Source organism: Filibacter tadaridae (assembly GCF_900609045.1).
Taxonomy (GTDB): domain Bacteria; phylum Bacillota; class Bacilli; order Bacillales_A; family Planococcaceae; genus Sporosarcina; species Sporosarcina tadaridae.
The window spans coordinates 1-17,164 of sequence record NZ_UXAV01000018.1; the positions used below are offsets into that span (position 1 = coordinate 1).

Annotated in this window: 19 protein-coding genes and 5 tRNA genes; 1 reads left to right on the forward strand and 23 read right to left on the reverse strand. The window is 41.9% G+C overall.

Annotated elements, in window-relative coordinates; all coding sequences use genetic code 11:
• Positions 1-311: 311 nt before the first annotated feature.
• The 20 genes from FILTAD_RS02010 to acpS form a co-directional block, all read right to left on the reverse strand.
• Positions 312-385 (reverse strand) — tRNA-Gly (locus tag FILTAD_RS02010).
• Between the two features lie 54 nt (positions 386-439).
• Positions 440-526, reverse strand: a tRNA-Leu gene (locus tag FILTAD_RS02015).
• A 72-nt stretch (positions 527-598) separates the two neighbouring features.
• A tRNA-Lys gene (locus FILTAD_RS02020) sits at positions 599-674 on the reverse strand.
• Positions 675-789: 115 nt separating this feature from the next.
• A tRNA-Gln gene (locus tag FILTAD_RS02025) sits at positions 790-863 on the reverse strand.
• Positions 864-935: 72 nt separating this feature from the next.
• Positions 936-1,010, reverse strand: a tRNA-Glu gene (locus FILTAD_RS02030).
• A 182-nt stretch (positions 1,011-1,192) separates the two neighbouring features.
• A complete protein-coding gene (locus FILTAD_RS02035) occupies positions 1,193-1,654 on the reverse strand; it encodes a SprT family protein (RefSeq protein WP_124068843.1) in 462 nt (153 codons plus the stop codon).
• Between the two features lie 26 nt (positions 1,655-1,680).
• On the reverse strand, positions 1,681-3,840 hold the full coding sequence (locus FILTAD_RS02040; RefSeq protein WP_124068844.1) for a Tex family protein: 2,160 nt from the start codon (positions 3,838-3,840) through the stop codon (positions 1,681-1,683).
• 99 nt (positions 3,841-3,939) lie between these two features.
• Positions 3,940-4,536, reverse strand: coding sequence for a PP2C family serine/threonine-protein phosphatase (locus FILTAD_RS02045; protein ID WP_124068845.1), 597 nt, complete (start codon positions 4,534-4,536; stop codon positions 3,940-3,942).
• Complete coding sequence (sigB, locus tag FILTAD_RS02050) at positions 4,536-5,321, reverse strand: RNA polymerase sigma factor SigB (protein ID WP_124068846.1); 786 nt, start codon at positions 5,319-5,321, stop codon at positions 4,536-4,538. The genes FILTAD_RS02045 and sigB overlap by 1 nt, the downstream gene beginning before the upstream one ends.
• Positions 5,296-5,769 carry an anti-sigma B factor RsbW gene (gene rsbW / locus FILTAD_RS02055; protein WP_124068847.1) on the reverse strand — a complete coding sequence of 158 codons (474 nt, stop codon included), beginning with the start codon at positions 5,767-5,769 and terminating at the stop codon, positions 5,296-5,298. The genes sigB and rsbW overlap by 26 nt, the downstream gene beginning before the upstream one ends.
• Positions 5,756-6,097, reverse strand: coding sequence for an STAS domain-containing protein (locus tag FILTAD_RS02060; protein WP_124068848.1), 342 nt, complete (start codon positions 6,095-6,097; stop codon positions 5,756-5,758). Before FILTAD_RS02060 ends, rsbW begins: the two co-directional genes overlap by 14 nt.
• Before the next feature lie 65 nt (positions 6,098-6,162).
• Entirely contained in the window at positions 6,163-7,176 is a 1,014-nt protein-coding gene (locus FILTAD_RS02065; protein WP_124068849.1) for a PP2C family protein-serine/threonine phosphatase, read from the reverse strand.
• 20 nt (positions 7,177-7,196) lie between these two features.
• Complete coding sequence (locus tag FILTAD_RS02070) at positions 7,197-7,598, reverse strand: anti-sigma regulatory factor (protein WP_124068850.1); 402 nt, start codon at positions 7,596-7,598, stop codon at positions 7,197-7,199.
• 2 nt (positions 7,599-7,600) lie between these two features.
• Positions 7,601-7,963: an STAS domain-containing protein gene (locus FILTAD_RS02075; RefSeq protein WP_124068923.1), complete on the reverse strand. Its 363-nt coding sequence runs from the start codon at positions 7,961-7,963 to the stop codon at positions 7,601-7,603.
• A 2-nt stretch (positions 7,964-7,965) separates the two neighbouring features.
• Positions 7,966-8,790 (reverse strand): STAS domain-containing protein, encoded by an 825-nt coding sequence (locus tag FILTAD_RS02080; protein WP_124068851.1) that lies wholly within the window; start codon positions 8,788-8,790, stop codon positions 7,966-7,968.
• 144 nt (positions 8,791-8,934) lie between these two features.
• Positions 8,935-9,285 carry a type II toxin-antitoxin system PemK/MazF family toxin gene (locus FILTAD_RS02085; RefSeq protein WP_124068852.1) on the reverse strand — a complete coding sequence of 117 codons (351 nt, stop codon included), beginning with the start codon at positions 9,283-9,285 and terminating at the stop codon, positions 8,935-8,937.
• A 4-nt stretch (positions 9,286-9,289) separates the two neighbouring features.
• A complete protein-coding gene (locus tag FILTAD_RS02090; protein ID WP_203229628.1) occupies positions 9,290-9,565 on the reverse strand; it encodes a transcriptional regulator in 276 nt (91 codons plus the stop codon).
• A 148-nt stretch (positions 9,566-9,713) separates the two neighbouring features.
• Positions 9,714-10,853, reverse strand: coding sequence for an alanine racemase (gene alr / locus FILTAD_RS02095; RefSeq protein WP_124068854.1), 1,140 nt, complete (start codon positions 10,851-10,853; stop codon positions 9,714-9,716).
• Positions 10,854-10,921: 68 nt separating this feature from the next.
• Complete coding sequence (locus tag FILTAD_RS02100; RefSeq protein WP_124068855.1) at positions 10,922-11,929, reverse strand: LolA family protein; 1,008 nt, start codon at positions 11,927-11,929, stop codon at positions 10,922-10,924.
• Positions 11,930-12,000: 71 nt separating this feature from the next.
• Positions 12,001-12,354: a holo-ACP synthase gene (acpS, locus tag FILTAD_RS02105; RefSeq protein WP_124068856.1), complete on the reverse strand. Its 354-nt coding sequence runs from the start codon at positions 12,352-12,354 to the stop codon at positions 12,001-12,003.
• Positions 12,355-12,419: 65 nt separating this feature from the next.
• On the opposite strand from acpS, the gene FILTAD_RS02110 reads away from it, so the two are divergent.
• On the forward strand, positions 12,420-13,025 hold the full coding sequence (locus FILTAD_RS02110) for a rhomboid family intramembrane serine protease (protein WP_124068857.1): 606 nt from the start codon (positions 12,420-12,422) through the stop codon (positions 13,023-13,025).
• 9 nt (positions 13,026-13,034) lie between these two features.
• On the opposite strand, the gene FILTAD_RS02115 is transcribed toward FILTAD_RS02110, so the two are convergent.
• The 3 genes from FILTAD_RS02115 to cshA form a co-directional block, all read right to left on the reverse strand.
• Positions 13,035-14,537: a PH domain-containing protein gene (locus FILTAD_RS02115; RefSeq protein WP_238988119.1), complete on the reverse strand. Its 1,503-nt coding sequence runs from the start codon at positions 14,535-14,537 to the stop codon at positions 13,035-13,037.
• Positions 14,527-15,006, reverse strand: coding sequence for a PH domain-containing protein (locus FILTAD_RS02120; RefSeq protein ID WP_124068859.1), 480 nt, complete (start codon positions 15,004-15,006; stop codon positions 14,527-14,529). Before FILTAD_RS02120 ends, FILTAD_RS02115 begins: the two co-directional genes overlap by 11 nt.
• Before the next feature lie 191 nt (positions 15,007-15,197).
• On the reverse strand, positions 15,198-16,721 hold the full coding sequence (gene cshA, locus FILTAD_RS02125; RefSeq protein ID WP_124068860.1) for a degradosome RNA helicase CshA: 1,524 nt from the start codon (positions 16,719-16,721) through the stop codon (positions 15,198-15,200).
• Between the last annotated feature and the right edge of the window lie 443 nt (positions 16,722-17,164).

The following is a 17,164-nucleotide window of genomic DNA, read 5'->3' on the forward strand; positions in this document are numbered from 1 at the left end:
GGATCAAACTCTCCATAATAGAAGAAAATGAGTAGCTCATTTCTTGCTGGCATTAATTAAAAGAATATATTTCAATCCTTCGTTAATGACAATTTTTATCTCTTTGCTCCGACGTAAGTCGGTTACTCAGAAATGTTTTGCTCGAGCACACTTAACACTCTCGCTGTGTTTCATTGACGTTTTGCTGTTCAGTTTTCAAGGTTCATTTACTTTCGTTGTCTTAACGAGAGCTTTATCAGTATAACATTTAGTTGTTTTAGTGTCAACAACTATTTCGAAACTATTTTCAGATGATAATCATCTAAATGGTATGGAGCGGGTGAAGGGAATCGAACCCTCATCATCAGCTTGGAAGGCTGAGGTTTTACCACTAAACTACACCCGCATTATAAGTTTGAATTTCTATCAATTGCCTCTTTATTTATAAGAGGAAATGTAATGGTGCGGTAAAGAGGACTTGAACCTCCACGGGGTTAACCCCCACTAGGCCCTCAACCTAGCGCGTCTGCCATTCCGCCACTACCGCATTGTTATAGCGACAAGCTTTATTATACACCTTTATATTAATTTGTCAATAACTTATTTTCAAAGTAATAAATGGTGAGCCATGCAGGATTCGAACCTGCGACCCTCTGATTAAAAGTCAGATGCTCTACCAACTGAGCTAATGGCTCTCTATTATATAGAAGAAGTAATCCGCGAAATCTTAGAACCGGGATACCCTTCCTTTGCTCCAAGCGCTTCGCGCATGTCGCAAAACTTTTCGAATGCTTTAGCATTCTAAAAGTTTGGCTGGGGTAGCTGGATTCGAACCAACGATGACGGAGTCAAAGTCCGTTGCCTTACCGCTTGGCTATACCCCATTAATAATGGATGCAAACACATTGTTGTTAGTATGGCACTTATTAACTCCTGCTATACTAACTTAATTATAATGGTGACCCCTACGGGATTCGAACCCGTGATACCGCCGTGAAAGGGCGGTGTCTTAACCGCTTGACCAAGGGGCCGTTAATTCAATTATGTCGCTTCAGATAACCGCTAGCTTTTCGAAGCTGTTTAGTTATTTCCTAACCGACTTTTTCTATTATAGACAGGTCTAATCGTTTCGTCAACACTTTTTATCATTTAATTTTAAAAAGGTATTAAAAAAGCGTTAGGAAACCCATAAGTGACCTAACGCTTTTCGTTATTACTCCATAGATTGCATGTCCATAATTGTCCCTTTGCATTTACCGCATCTGTATTTCCGGACATCCATTCTTCTTTTACGCTTGTACTGTAATTCGCAAGATGTGCATTGATATAGGTGATAGATAGACGGCTTTTGATTTTGTTTGCCGAGCGGGTTACAGAATCTTGGCGAGCATGTCTCTTTGAGTAACGTTTTAAAGTCTGCATCACGATGGCGGTAGCCCTTTCCTTCTATATGAAGGAGGTAATGACATAGTTCGTGCTTAATGACTCCAATCAATTCATCCATACCATGGATTTGAGAGACAAGTGGATTGATTTCAATTGAGTGATCCGAAAGCATATAGCGACCACCTGTTGTTCGTAGCCTTCCATTGAATCGAGCTTTATATATGAAAGGCTTTCCAAATACATCCATAGAAATATTCTCAATCAGTTGTTGTAGGTCTTGATCTGTCATTACTTAATCACCTCTGAGGCAGGTTTTTAGTTTGCGGATGGAGGAAGCATTGTTAACGAAATCCTTCCTTTCGCCTTATCCACACTATCCACCCAAACTGTAACGATATCTCCCGATGAGACGACATCTAAAGGATGTTTAACAAATCCTTTTTTCAATTTCGAAATATGAACAAGTCCGTCCTCATGTACGCCGATATCGATAAATGCACCGAAATCAACGACATTGCGCACAGTCCCTTGCATTTCAAGTCCTTGGTAGAGGTCTTTCATGTCAAGCACATCAGCTTTCAATAATGGTTGTGGAAAGTCATCGCGCGGATCTCGGTTGGGTCTTTGCAAAGTTTCTATAATATCTTTAAGTGTAACTTCACCGACATTAAGCCTTTCCGCCAACATTTTACTGTCCAGCGTCGATAAGGCTTCTGCTGTTTCTTTCTTACCAAGCGACTTCTTAGTTGTTCCAGCTTCTTTTAATATTTGCTCCGCTAGCGCGTAACTTTCAGGGTGAATACCTGTCGCGTCAAATGGATCCACTGCTTCAGGCACGCGAAGAAAGCCGATTGCTTGTTCATATGTCTTTGCGCCAAGACGGGGCACTTTCTTCAATTGTAACCGTTTCGTATAAAGTCCATTTTCTTCTCTAGACTTCACGATGTTTTCTGCTACGGTTTTAGATAATCCGGCAACATATTGAAGGAGTGACGAAGATGCTGTATTAACATTGACTCCAACACGGTTAACCGCAGTTTCAACAACGAAAGATAGAGATTCAGATAATCTTTTTTTCGCCACGTCATGTTGATATTGTCCGACTCCGACAGAACCGGGATCTATTTTAACCAACTCCGACAACGGATCCTGCAACCGCCTAGCTATCGATACGGCACTACGTTGTTCGACTTGAAGGTCCGGAAACTCTTCTCGCGCTTGGGATGAAGCCGAATAGACACTCGCCCCTGCTTCGTTGACGATTACATAGGAAACTCCCGGTTCCGCCTCTTTTAAGCAGTTGGCAACGAAAAGTTCCGATTCACGCGAAGCTGTTCCATTTCCAATTGCGATTATCGTAACTGAGTATTTTTTTAATATGTCTAAAATGATGCGTTTAGACTTTTCAACTTCAGGTCTTGGCTGATGTGGATAAATCACGGCAATCTCAAGTAATTTCCCCGTTTCATCTACTACCGCCAATTTACAACCTGTCCGAAAAGCTGGGTCAAGTCCTAATACTACTCTACCTTTCAAAGGGGGCTGCAACAGAAGACTCTTCAAGTTTTCAGAGAACACATGAATCGCCTGTTCTTCCGCTTTTTCTGTTAACGCCGTTCGGACTTCTCTTTCAATCGAAGGTGCTATCAACCTTTTGAAAGCATCTTCAATCGCTTCTTTTATTTGTGCTGCAGAGGACAGATGCGGTTTGCTGATCAATTCACGTTCAAGGCCCCCAATGATCCGGTCCACCGGGAAGGAAACTCCGATACGCAGTACTTCTTCTTTTTCACCACGGTTTAGTGCAAGTACACGGTGAGGTACAATCTTTTTCAAAGGCTCTTCATATTCATAGTAATTTTCGAAGACTTTACGTTCATCTTCTGCTCCTTTTCGAATAGTAGAGACAATCATTCCGTTTGACCATGTAAGTTTCCGGATATTTTCCCTGATTGTAGCGTCATCTGCAAAGCGCTCAGCTACGATGTCACGTGCTCCTGCTAATACATCCTCAACCGTCATCAAACCAACTTCTTCATTAACAAAAGGTTTAGCAAGTTCTTCAATCGCTGTCTCTGGGAATTCCAACAACTGATTCGCTAGTGGTTCAAGTCCACCTTCGATTGCAATCATTGCCCGCGTCCGTCTTTTCTGTTTATAAGGTCTGTATAAATCTTCTAGACGTTGTAGTACAGTTGCACTTTCAATAGACTTTTTAAGTTCGTCGTCAAGTTTTCCTTGTTCGTCAATAAGGCGCAACACTTCTTCCTTACGCTGTTCAAGCCCTTTTACATAACCGTAAGCATCTTCAATGGCTTTGATTTGTACTTCATCCAACGAACCGGTTTCCTCTTTACGATACCGCGCTATAAAAGGGACAGTATTCCCCTGATCTAAAAGGGCAATAACCTTCTCAGTCTGATTTACGCTAACTGTCGCTCTACCAGCCGTTGCCTCAACAATATACTTAGTCAATAAAACCACCCTTTCATCAATACCATCATTTTACCACATAGAAAAGTGAAAGTTGCCGTTTAGCCCCAAGCAGTAAAACGCAAAAAGCCCACTTCCTATTTACAGAAGAAGGCTTCCCGCTATAAAGGTTGCGTCATCGCCATGTTCGATTGACTGCAATACATTTCGATATAAATCATAAGGTCCTCCACTTTCTTTCATTGCAGCTTTCGGACTTCGCACTACCACACCATCTGAATGAAGGAGGAATAAATCGCCCTTTTGGTACCCGTATTCCTGCGTTTTCATCTTTTGAGGTCTGCCGGACAAGTAGCCCATAACAGGGAGTGGATAGATCATCTTGCTACGATCTTGTAACATATAAAAACGAACATTACCTACACAACTATATTGGATTGTTTTCTTGTTATAATACACTTTTACAATCGCTACTGCGGCACCGCGTTTTTGCACCATATACTCATTGCAGCGGCTGAGTAACTCGTCAATTGTTTCGTGATGATGTTCATCCAGTACTTTAGGTATGATTTGAGCAGATTGGCGGGCAATCGGACCATTGCCTAATCCGTCTGCGATTGCGAATAAAAAATAATCTTCCTCGGAACGAGTATAGTAGACATCTCCCGATTCCCGGTTTCCGTACTTAGCTTCTTGAAAGACGTATGCTTCAACATGATCATTCAGTATAGATTCCATTAGGTTGCACCACCAGCCGCCAAAATGGCTTCTTGTAATTTTTTAATCGCTTTACGTTGAAGCCTTGAAACATGCATTTGTGAAATTCCAATACGTTCCCCAGCCTCTTTCTGGCTTAACTGTTCAATATATGTATACTGGATAATTTGTTTTTCACGTTCAGATAGCACGTCAAGTGCATTCGCGACTAACATACGCTGATCTGTTCTTTCATAGCCCTCATCAGCTTCTCCGATAATATCGAACAGCGTCATTGTGCCACCCTCGGAATCAGCCTCGAGTGCATGATCCATTGAAAGTGCATGATAACTTCTACCCATTTCCATTGTTTCGAGAATCAATTCTTCGTCCACGTCCAAGTATTCAGCGATTTCACCGACAAGAGGTGAGCGTTGCATTTCAGTCGTTAGTGTCTCGACTGCCATCTTGATTTTAGGTCCGAGTTCTTTAATACGACGCGGTACATGGACAGCCCATGTTTTGTCACGCAAAAATCTTTTGATTTCCCCGATAATTGTCGGAACCGCAAACGCTTCGAAACTACGTCCGAATTCAGGGTTATAGCGACGTATTGCACCTAGAAGTCCAAGCATACCTACTTGAGCAATATCTTCGTGATGCGGCTTCCCATTTGAGTATTTACGTGCAATCGATTGTACAAGGCGTTCATAATGCAAAACAAGATTGGTTTGTGCTTCATCGTCATTTGTTTCTTGATATTGTTGAATCCAGATGAGAACCTGTTCTTTTGTTCCGGATTCACGAGGAGATTGTTCGTTCGACATCCTCATCCCCCCGCTCTCCGCCGAGATACTTGGTCATAAAGACTGTGACACCCTCCTCATGATGCACTTTCACGTCATCCATGAGTGTTTCCATTAGGTAAAGACCAAGGCCACCCTCCCGCAAAAACTGTACTTCTTCCTTTTCGTTATACGGGCCAACAAGTTTCTTCGTTTCTTCGAAATTAAAACTCTTGCCGCGGTCCGCGACCATAATCTCTAATTTTTCTTCATAAAGAGCGCAACCTACTACGACTTCGCCTTCTTCATCATCTTTATAGGCGTGCTGAACTGCGTTCGTAATCGCTTCACTGGAAGCAATTTTCAGATCTTCGATTTCATCGTATGTAAAGCCTAGACGACTCGCAAGTCCCGAAATCGTAAGACGGGCAACCCCGATGTACTGTGCTTTGGCAGGAACCCTTATTTCAATATAATCATACGGTTGCATCATGGTCCCCACTTTCTTCCACTTCAATATCCATAACTTCGCCAAGTCCTGTTATTTCGAAAAGACGTTTCAAACGTGCATTCACGCCAACAATTTTCACGTGTCCACCCTTTGCTTTCACAGCTTTATAAAATCCGACAAAAACGCCAAGGCCTGTACTATCCATATATCCGACTTCCGACAAATCCAATTCTATTTGCATTCCCTCAACATCTTCTGATTTAGCGAGCCGTTCTTTTAATAACGGAGCAGTAAATGCGTCTATTTCACCAACTATTTTAAAACGCTGAACACTATTCTCTTCCAACAATTCTATTTGCAAATTCATTTTTCCACCCCGAGTTTCTCTATTTTTAAAAAGACATACTAGCAATTTACCCTTTACTACGAGATTTAAACCTTTTCAATCTCTTTTTTAAATATGACAAGTGTGAAATCATCTCTTAATTCATAGTTCTGTAACTGATTCAACTTACTAAATACCGTATCCGCTATCGACTGAGCGGATTCATCTTTTACTTCCATAAGCAGTGATTTTATCTTTTCCTCATTTATGAATCCTGTTTCTGTTCTGATTTCCGTTACGCCATCGGTCATCATCGCGATAAAGTCTCCAGCCTCCAGCACGACAGACTTTTCCTCATATACGACATCTTGTTGCACACCTAGAAGAAGTCCCTTTGCATCCAGCTCTATAAAGTCTCCAAGGGATGCTTTGTATAGAAGTGCAGGTTCATGACCAGCTGAAGCGTAAGAAAAACTCGAATCGTCCGCATTGTATTTTCCGTAGAACATGGAAATAAACATCGAATCATCGACACTTTTTTCAACAATCCGGTTAATAACATCAAGAACATGATAGGGATTTGTGTTCTCATTTTGCAAACTATCCATCCCGAACTTAATCATCGACATACACAGCGCCGCCGGTATCCCTTTACCAATCACATCGGCAACTGCAACGCAAGCTTCGTTGCGATTATCATTCAAAAAGTATATATAATCGCCACTCATTTGCTTTGCAGGCTCCGTTAAGAAACCAATATCCAGCCCTTTAAAATCCGGAATTTTCGTTTTCAACAATGTACTCTGTACCTTCGTCGCTAAAACCATTTCCATTTGCATTTCTTCTTGTTTCTGAATAAGACTTTGATGCTCTCTAAGCGCAAGTCCATAATGAATCATCATTTCTATCAAAAAGTCAAATGAATGCGCGACCTGATCCTGCATTTCCGGAAATACATCCGTAAGTGCATTTTTATGGATGCTGATGACATCCTCAGGGGGAATCTCCTTCTCAATGAACTTCCTGCTAATTTGTTGTCCTAGATAGAGGTCCTCTTCACTTTGGCTATCAATATATTGTTTCAATAGTTCCTTATATTGCTTTCCAACTTCCAGTGGCATCTACATCAACCCTTCCTACCTTATCGCAACCATTTCGTAGCTGTGATTGTCGTTCCAACACCAGGTTCCGTATCTACCTTGAACCCATCCATCAACCTTTTTACACCAGGCATTCCCGCTCCAAGACCGCCCGAAGTTGAATAGCCGTCTTCCATCACTTTACGCATATCCTGGATTCCCGGACCTTCGTCAGAAGCAATAATCCTTATTCCATGCAACCCATTTTCAGAAAGACGTTCGATTTCTAGTCTGCCCTTTCCGGCATATAAGTATATATTACGGGCTAACTCGCTAATTGCCGTCGTAATACGCGCTTGGTCGACTGTTCCAAATCCGGAGTTTTTTGCTTCATTCCGGCCAAGTTGCCGTGCAGCGACAATGTCCCATTCCGTGTATATATCTACAAAAGACCGGTACTCCATACTTAGGCCTCCAACTCTTTTTGAAGTTTATCCAATCCGTTTTCAAGATCTAATGCCGTTAGTACGTCTTCCAGACGAATACCAAGCTCAATAAGGGTAATTGCAACGGCAGGTTGGATTCCTGTAATTACGACCTTCGCTCCCATCAAACCTGACATACTAATTACATCACCCAGCACTTTAGCAATGAAAGAATCGATAAAATCGATGGGTGTCAAATCGATGACAATGCCCCTCGCCGTCGTTTCGTGCATTTTATTCAACAGGTCTTCTTGAAATTGAAGAGCTGTTTTGTCGTCAAGCTCCCATTGAATAGATACGATTAGTGTGTCGTTCAGTTTTAAAATTGGAATTCGCATGTTCATCATTACTTAACCTCCACTATTGTTCGGTTTGTCAGCTCCAATGCTTCCTTCATACCTTTTTGTAATGTACTAGTTGTTGTGAAGTCCTGAAGATTAATACCTAACGCAACAATTGTTTGCGCGATTTCTGGGCGGATTCCTACAAGCATACATTTCGATCCGACGAGTCGCACCGCATCTGCCGCCTGTATAATATGATGTGCAACCATCGTATCTACAACCGGAACACCTGTAATATCCAGTAGCACAACTTCCGCACGTTGTTTCACAACGCCTTCAAGTAAATTTTCCATAATCAATTTAGCTCGTTCCGTGTCGATTGTTCCCACAAGCGGCATGACTGAGATCTTTTCAAAAACTGGAATAAGTGATGCGGAAAGTTCTTGTAAAGCAATTTTTTGCAAATTCACCGTACGTTCCCACTCAACAGAATAGGCTTCGATAATGGTTTCACGAAGCGGCGAAATCCAATTCGCGAACGTTCCGTGAAACAGGCGCACATTATCGTGGTGAATAATCTCTTTTTCTTCCAATAAGTCAAAAGTGATATTCGAGAAATTATCAATCGCTTTATTTACAAATTTGATGGACCAGCCGAAGCGAACGACTTTACTGGCAAAATCAGTTAGCTTTTCAGCATTAATTATGTTATTTTCTGCAATATTTGTAGTCATTAGTTCTGCAAATTCTCTACTTGTTTTTTCAACAAGATTTTCAGGCATGAAGTGGAAGAACCGTTCACCTTTCTCGTTCTTCATCATCGCTTGCCATTTTTCTATAATCTCGTCCATATTCTCATTTATACACTTTATCATCTGCTTATTCATAACCGCTCCAATAAGCCTCCTTTTAATGTGAAAAATACTCATATTTCTATTGTAACTAAAAACACCTTGTAAAACACTTTTTTTGTCGCACGATTGAAAAAACACCATGAGAAATGTCTCATGGTGTCCTTTTTATATGTATGTTTAGAATTTGACGAGGCCAAAACTCACTTCTAGAGCTTCGTCGACCTGTTCCATCAAAAATTCGTCTAGATGCGTAATCTTATCAGTAAGTCTAGACTTGTCAATCGTGCGGACTTGCTCGAGCAGGATGACCGAATCCCGCTCGAATCCATACCGTTCCGCATCAATTTCAACATGTGTCGGTAACTTCGCTTTTTGAATTTGGGCAGTGATTGCCGCAATAATAACTGTCGGGCTGAACCGATTGCCAATATCGTTTTGGATGACCAGAACAGGTCGAGTTCCTCCCTGTTCAGAACCAACGACAGGCGATAGGTCTGCAAAAAAGACGTCTCCACGTTTTATTGCCAATTTTTCATCCTCCGCTTACGAGACGTTCCACCGTATGCTGGGCTTCATATTCCACATGCAAGCATTCCGCAGAGATATTGAGGTTAATTTGCGACATTTCAACATAACCTGTCATCATCGCTTCTCTTATTGTTTCCGATTCATAATCAGTTACGTATCGTTTTGTCGAAATATATACAAAATCTCCACGGTCAGGCTCTTGATGGACGACCGTATGTTCATTTTCATTCAGCATTCGTTTCGGGATCTTAACTATGACTTCTCTTATGTTTTTATTCATTCGCAACGTCAACACCTCCGACAAACCCGTTCCCTCATTTCAATACAAGTCTATCTTATCATTGATATTCAACAATGAAAAGACATATAGAGAAGTTAATTGACAGGGTTCTACAAAATGAGATGGTTTTTTGTCGAAAGAAGATTTATTATTCTGGCTGTCCACTAATTCCTTTGAAAAACCTCGGTACTCGCTTCGAAATGGAAACAGCAATTTCATACGGAATCGTGCCGAGACGTGTTGCCCACTCTTCCATGGTGATTTCTTCATCACCTTGACGACCAATCAATGTGACATTTTCACCTATCGGCATTTCCCTCGGCAATCTAACCATGCACTGATCCATGCAGATTGTACCTACAATCGGTATTCGTTCTCCAGCAATCAGTACTTCCTGGCCCCTCAAACTACGTCGTAATCCATCCGCGTAACCAATAGGAATCGTGCCTATCCATTCTTCTTCCGTCGTTTCATAAGTGCCGCCATAACTAATTCGATTGCCTGACGATAACCGTTTTACATAAGTCAATTCACTGACTAGAGAGAAAGACCTTTCGAGACGCAACGGTATTCGTCCGCCTACATATTCAGAAGGGGCAATGCCATATAATGCGATTCCGAAGCGAACAGCATCAAGTGCAAAATCGGGATAAAGAAGAGCAGCCGCACTATTTGCAGCATGAACAAGACGTGGTTTTTCAGGCATTGTATCTACCAGTTTCATGAATAACGCAAACTGTTCCTCAGTTCTTTGCGAATTCTCTTCGTCCGCACATGCAAAGTGTGTGAAAACTCCGTCTATCACGACATGCTTTGATTTATTAACAAATGTCACTAGTGACTGAAGTGCTTCTTCGTCCCTTAGTCCAATTCTACCCATTCCAGTATCAATTTTAACATGGATTTTCAATTGTTTTTGTAAATCCTTACAAGCATCCTCTACATTTTGTAGCCATTCCACATTCGAAACTGCAATTGTTATCCCGCTTGCGGCTGCTTCTTTTGCAAAACTGATAGGAGACGGCCCCATGACGAGAATGTCCCCGCTTATACCCGCCCTCCGGAGCCGTACTGCCTCATCAGGTGTTGCAACCGAAATCATTTCCACACCCGCTTCTAATGCGGTTCTGGCTACTTCAACCTCTCCGTTTCCATAGCCATCCGCTTTGACAACTGCAATTATTTTTGTTTCAAGCGCCAAATAGTTGCGTAAACTGTTGATATTCGTACGAATCGCTTCTAGATTAACAATTGCTTTGGTCGGTTGATAAAAAACAGAGTTCTCCACGGCGCTTCCCTCATTTATAGTGTAGTCCCTCTATTATCAATCCTCTTACTTCTCATCGTCAACTACTATTATTTACTTTCCTCGGCCTTCATTGACGTTGCAACTGTAATCATTTCATCCTGCGTCAATGAATCAGATGCGATGAAGAACGAGACGCCATTGCTATCCCAACGAAGGGATTTTTCTGTCATAGCCGCTACCGTAAATCCTAGATCTACTGGATCACCCTCAATAGATACCGGCATTTTGTTTTCTGGTTTAGTCGCGACTTCCTGCACAATCGTGAATTCCTTTTGACCGCCAAAAGTCATGATTGAACGTCTTTCAACGCCCTCTCCAATATTCACTTCGTCAAGGAGTGTAACGTCTTCTAATTTGACTGTTGGGTAATGCGTTATAAATCCAGTTTTCTCATCTTCCGCTTTCGCATCTTCTTCTTTACTCGTATCGCTAGCATCTATCTCCACAGCATAATCTGACGCTTTGTGTTCCTTACCGAGTGTAATCTTTTCAAATGTAACTCGAATCTTTTCTTCTTTATTTTCATCCAGAACGGATACATACTTTGGCAATAAAGACTTTTTGTCAATGTGGATCTCTTGAGTCGGGAGTACTTTCTTGTGATTGTTTCTTGTTGCCGTTTCAAAAACATATGTTTTATCTTCTTCTGTCATGGTTGCATTTTTATCCGCTTTAATGTCATCGGATAACGCACCAATCAAATACGCCTGGCTATTTTGTTCCGGCCAATCACTCTGGAACTTGTAAGTCTTGCCAAGTGAAGGTGTAACAACGAAAACTCCTTCGTCATTACGTACAATCATTTGAGATTCATCATTTCCTTCCTGTGTAACATTAACACGATAAAAATCGGGTTTCGTATGCCACACTGTGACATCGTACAAACGAGGCTCCGCACCAGTCTTTATCTCCATCGTGGCTTGTAGTTCGTACCCTTTCGTGTCATTCCATTTCCCACTCAGCTTCTTCATAACATCCTCTTTCGATTGTGCACCACATGCCGCGAGGAGTACCGCGACTACAACTAACAAGAGAGCTAATATCCGGCTACGCATACAGTTCATCCTTTCTCATTTCAATCGGGTAGGTCATCTTATGAGGACTGGAGGACAAATATGCGGACGTTTTAAGCGAGTAGGATAACTTGTGCAGCTGCCACAGTTTTGGAATGTGTAATGGAAACAAATCCATTTGCCAATTCGCCTTTGAAATAAAGGACCGGTTTACCAAACTCGTCCGGTAAGACCTCAATATCTGTAAGATTACATTCAGATCCGATTCCTGTTCCGTTCGCCTTTGAATACGCTTCCTTTACTGCAAAACGCCCCGCCAGGAACTCAGTTTGGCGATGTCCTTTCAATGATTCGAATAGAAACAGTTCTTTCTGCGTAAGGATGCGTTGCCTGAATGCAGAAGAATCGGAATTCAGTTTGGCGATTCGGTCAAGTTCTACTATATCCAGTCCAATTCCACTAATCATTTGACATTCTCCTTTCCAACCTATCTAGTTGAACGGTATAATGGTTCTTAGATTGAGGTGACTATATGTTCAGCCGTACTGAAAACTTTTCACAATACATCCGACTCTATCCAGTTGTAGCCTTCTTCCTGACTGTTAACATCCTAGTGTTTCTGATTACGATTATTCCAGGAATAGGAGATACAGTGCTTTACGCTGGAATGGGCGTCAATTACCTCATTTCCGACGGGGAATGGTGGCGGTTGATCACGCCAATGTTTTTGCATGGTGGTCTTATGCATATTTTGTTTAACATGTTTTCCCTTTTCATTTTCGGACCCGAACTTGAAAAAATTGCGGGTAAAGCAAGGTTTTTAACCATTTACTTACTATCGGGTGTTTTCGGGAATCTTGCAACATTCTTTTTACATGGTCCTGACTATGCAAGCGTCGGGGCAAGCGGTGCCATTTTTGGAATTCTGGGAGCGTTTGGCGCACTTGTTCATTACACGAAGCGCATCCTCCCTCAGTTGAGACAAATCATCTTACCTATTATCCTTGTCAGTGTTGTGATGACATTTGTTCAACCAGGCATTAATGCTACCGCACATATCGCAGGGCTTATTTTCGGTTTTCTGGTTGGACTTAGCTACTTCCACCCGAAACGAATTGCAAACTGGAAAAAAAGATAGGACAGCAGGTTATTCCTGCCGTCCTTTTTTTTCCGTCTTTGGTTCGTACCACGATAAAATACGTTCCGCCTCCGCCTCTTCCATATGGAGTACTTGTGCTCGAAAAGTGCCGATTCCCGATTTGATAGCAGCAGTTACTGATGCAACTTGTCGTCGTTTGTGGAAATAATTCTGCTTCACTTCCATTGACTGAATCCTTTTTCTCATCAGAAAGGCAGTTTGCAAACTAAATCCTCTAAAGCGCAACGTTAATTGATTGCCCGATAGTTCGTATGCTCCCGAACGATGTTGCCAGAGTCCATAAAAGATAATAACAGGTACGATGAGTAGTGATAATAACCCATACGGGAAAAAGAAATACGCCATCGCACCGATTGCAGGAACCATCCATAAAAAGTCTATACGATAGTAGAACCGCCTGCTTCTTGCAGGGAGTTTCCGAGTCGGCTCAACAAGGATAAGATCCGGAAATATTTCTTTCAAAGGCCCATTGATATCTTTTTTCCTAACCAAAGGAAATAAATTAATCTTGGCACCTTCTGCCCCTCCCCCGCCCGCACTGTCAATCGCAACTGCCGCATAACCGAAAATTTGTCGGAACGGATTTTCAATAACCCGGATACTTTGCACTCTGTTTAGTGGTACTGTCATTCTCTTTTTTTCAAGTAAACCGCGCGTAATCACAATATCCTGTTGGTCCAACGAAACAGAAAAACCGTAATAAGACAGGAACGTCATGCCGACCGATAGCAACCAGACAACGAAGAAACCAAAGAACACCGCAATCGCAACAAAAAGCAAGCCGAACTTGATGAACCCGGAAACTTCTTCATACATCCATTCAAATGGAATCATTTCCGCAAATTGCGATAAGAATATCCCCGCACCGGAGAGAATAATGCCAATCCCGCCTGAAGTTGTAGCTAGAATAAGCAAATCTTTCACCGACATTGTGAAAATGGATTTGACCTGAGATTGCTCTTCTGCTTCAATTCCTTCAACTACTGTACCTTCTTCCAAAGATACTGCTTTCTTCGTCATTTTCGCCGCCGCGATTTCATGTTCGATTATTTGGGCGGCCTCTTTTGTAATTGCAGTCAGTTCCGCCTCCGACTTCTTCAAAGAGGAACTGCCCGCAGTTTCCACTTTTACTTTGACTAATTTGAGTGGACGATGCAAAATACCTTCCGTGTAGTCCAGACTTTGAATTCGGTCAAACGGAATATATCGCTTCTTCTTAACGAATAATCCATATTCGATTCGCAGCTCATCGTCTTCAAACCAATATTCGAATCGCTTCCACTTAATGATGCCTGTAATCGCGAATACAATAATAAATGCGCCGAAAATTATGAACGACAAATAATCCAAATACCATACACCTGAACTCGAGCTATTCAATCCATTTGCAAAAACGATGACAAGGAGCGGTAAAATCATCTCTTTTACTGTTTTAAGTACTTGGATAACCGCAGTAATCCAATGCAATTTATAACGTGTTTCAGACATCATCTTCCGCCACCCTTGCGAGCACAGAAATCCTACCCCTTAGTCCATCTGCTTCTTCCGTCAACAGTGCCGGAATCGTATGATTTGTCGCCGCAGTTGAAATGGTGATTTCTGCAAGATCATATTTTCGTAGAATGGGTCCTTGTGACGTATCCACATGTTGAACACGTACCATCGGGATCAACGTCCGCTTTACAATGAATATGCCATGTTGCAATTCAATTTCAGATTCCCGTACTTCATAGCGCCACCGTGTCCATCTGACTTTCGGGAATAAATAGATCAAAAAGTACGCAAAGAATACGACAACTACGGCAGCGATTGCATATAGCCACCCTGGCCATTCAAATATGTATACCAATACTCCACTACCTATCGCCAACAGCAAAATGACAATAGTTTGCATGATACCATATAATCTCCAAACTCTAAGTCCCTTTTCTGAAATCTGATTTACGGGTTGAGCTCTCATATATCCACCTCTTTCTATCCATTCTATACGATTGAGGGAGTGAAATGTTTCAACTTTTCATGTTTTGCCTGAAAAACCATACACATACACAGTATTTGATAGTGCAGTGGTAAAGAAACCGTATTCTCATTCAAAATAAAAAAATAGCCGAGATGCGCATTATACGCTTCTCGACCATTTTTAACAGTCAGTTATGAATCTGTTCTGTTTGTGTTGCGTGAACGGCTATTGCCTCTGCTTCCACCATCACGACTTCCACTTCTGCTTCCGCCATCACGGCTTCCACCACCGCTACGACGTGAACCGCCGCCATATCCACGACCGCCGCCGCTAGTTGAACGACCACCGCTTCTGTTACCTTTGTAACCGCCGCCACCTTGTCCGCCTCTACGTGCCGGTAAAGGACGTTCTTCAGAAATAGTAACAGGCATGTCATTCGGTTCGCGTGTTAATGATCTAATAGCTGCAGCAACTAAATCAGTCGCATCATGTTTTTCAAGTAGCTCGTTTGCAAGTTGAGCGTAATCCGTCAATTCTTTTTTCTCAACGATTTCAACTAATTGTTCAACAGCAAGACGTTGTTGACCAACAAGCGCTTCGTCTGATGAAGGTGGACGCATAGCAGTCATTTGCTTTTTAGTCGTTTCTTCAACAATGCGAAGATAACCCATTTCCCGTGGAGTTACAAATGTAATCGCGACTCCGCTTTTTCCTGCACGACCTGTACGGCCGATACGGTGAACATAGCTTTCAGGGTCTTGTGGGATATCGAAGTTGTATACATGTGTAACGCCAGAAATATCAAGACCACGTGCAGCAACGTCTGTTGCAACAAGAACATCAATTTTGTTAGACTTAAACTGTTTAAGGACTGACATACGTTTTGCTTGCGTCAAGTCGCCATGAATTCCCTCTGCAAGGTATCCGCGGATACTAAGTGCTTGTGAAAGTTCGTCTACACGGCGTTTAGTACGGCCGAAAATAATTGCAAGTTCCGGTTGTTGAACATTCAACAAACGAGAAAGAATATCAAATTTTTCGCGCTCTTGCGCTTTCACGTAGAACTGATCGATATTTTCGACAGTCATTTCTTTTGACTTGATCTTAACTACTTCAGGGTTTTTCATGAATGTTTCCGCAATTTTGCGGATTGGTCCAGGCATTGTAGCTGAGAATAGAAGCGTTTGACGCTCATCAGGTACACTTGCAAGAATTGTATTGATATCTTCGATGAAGCCCATGTTCAACATTTCATCCGCTTCGTCTAGTACAAGCGTTTGAACACCGTCAAGCTTCAATGTCTTACGTTTAATATGGTCAAGAATACGTCCTGGTGTTCCAACGACGATTTGCGGATTATTGCGCAATGCGCGGATTTGACGGCCGATTTCTTGTCCACCGTATACAGAAAGAATGCGTGAACGTTTGTCAGCACCGATTCTTGATAGTTCTTCGGAAACTTGGATTGCCAATTCACGTGTCGGTGCAATAACCAATGCTTGTACTGCAGGATTACGTGTATCTATTTTTTCAATGATTGGAACACCAAACGCTGCAGTTTTACCTGTACCTGTCTGTGCTTGACCGATAATGTCGCGTCCGGCCATTCCCATTGTAATCGTACCTTCTTGGATGGGTGTTGCTTCTTCAAACCCCATTTTAGCTAAAGCACGTTGTGTTGATTCACTAATATTCAGTTCTGAAAAGTTTGTCAAAATTCTCAATCTCCTTCTTACTCATTTGACAATTGGTTACATTTGCAAATGAAAGCGCGGCAAATTCGAGCCTATAAAGGGAACGTTTCCGATATTTTTCATTCTCTGTATAAATAGAGGTTATGGTTGAAAAGGAAAGCCCGGTCTTTGCCGAGCGGTTCGGTCAACAGACAAATGCCTGTTCTATATGATCAAACCGTTTAATTCAAAAAAAAGTACTCTTCATTGATTGAAGAGCCCCGTGAAATGTATCCAATGCTCATTACAGTGTAGCATGTGTTTGAACCCTCTGCAATCAATCCGCTTAAATACCAATAATCAGTTTACTCATGGTAATTTTTAGTACGATTTGTTTCATTTGATTACGTCTTGGCGCGTTTATGATTTCCTGTTTAATACACCTCCTGTTGCATGAACGCTAATACTTTTTAGATCAAAGTATC

Bases quoted from the DNA above. Each gene is read 5' to 3' on its own strand.
- FILTAD_RS02065 (WP_124068849.1), bottom strand. From the start codon at position 7,176: ATGCCACTGGAAGTTGGAAAGCAATATAAGGAACTATTGAAACAATAT.
- FILTAD_RS02110 (WP_124068857.1), top strand. From the start codon at position 12,420: ATGTTCAGCCGTACTGAAAACTTTTCACAATACATCCGACTCTATCCA.
- FILTAD_RS02075 (WP_124068923.1), bottom strand. From the start codon at position 7,963: ATGAACATGCGAATTCCAATTTTAAAACTGAACGACACACTAATCGTA.
- FILTAD_RS02060 (WP_124068848.1), bottom strand. From the start codon at position 6,097: ATGAATTTGCAAATAGAATTGTTGGAAGAGAATAGTGTTCAGCGTTTT.
- FILTAD_RS02035 (WP_124068843.1), bottom strand. From the start codon at position 1,654: ATGACAGATCAAGACCTACAACAACTGATTGAGAATATTTCTATGGAT.
- acpS (WP_124068856.1), bottom strand. From the start codon at position 12,354: ATGATTAGTGGAATTGGACTGGATATAGTAGAACTTGACCGAATCGCC.
- FILTAD_RS02120 (WP_124068859.1), bottom strand. From the start codon at position 15,006: ATGAGAGCTCAACCCGTAAATCAGATTTCAGAAAAGGGACTTAGAGTT.
- FILTAD_RS02045 (WP_124068845.1), bottom strand. From the start codon at position 4,536: ATGGAATCTATACTGAATGATCATGTTGAAGCATACGTCTTTCAAGAA.
- FILTAD_RS02080 (WP_124068851.1), bottom strand. From the start codon at position 8,790: ATGAATAAGCAGATGATAAAGTGTATAAATGAGAATATGGACGAGATT.
- FILTAD_RS02090 (WP_203229628.1), bottom strand. From the start codon at position 9,565: ATGAATAAAAACATAAGAGAAGTCATAGTTAAGATCCCGAAACGAATG.
- FILTAD_RS02070 (WP_124068850.1), bottom strand. From the start codon at position 7,598: ATGGAGTACCGGTCTTTTGTAGATATATACACGGAATGGGACATTGTC.
- FILTAD_RS02115 (WP_238988119.1), bottom strand. From the start codon at position 14,537: ATGATGTCTGAAACACGTTATAAATTGCATTGGATTACTGCGGTTATC.
- rsbW (WP_124068847.1), bottom strand. From the start codon at position 5,769: ATGCAACCGTATGATTATATTGAAATAAGGGTTCCTGCCAAAGCACAG.
- FILTAD_RS02100 (WP_124068855.1), bottom strand. From the start codon at position 11,929: ATGCGTAGCCGGATATTAGCTCTCTTGTTAGTTGTAGTCGCGGTACTC.
- sigB (WP_124068846.1), bottom strand. From the start codon at position 5,321: ATGTCGAACGAACAATCTCCTCGTGAATCCGGAACAAAAGAACAGGTT.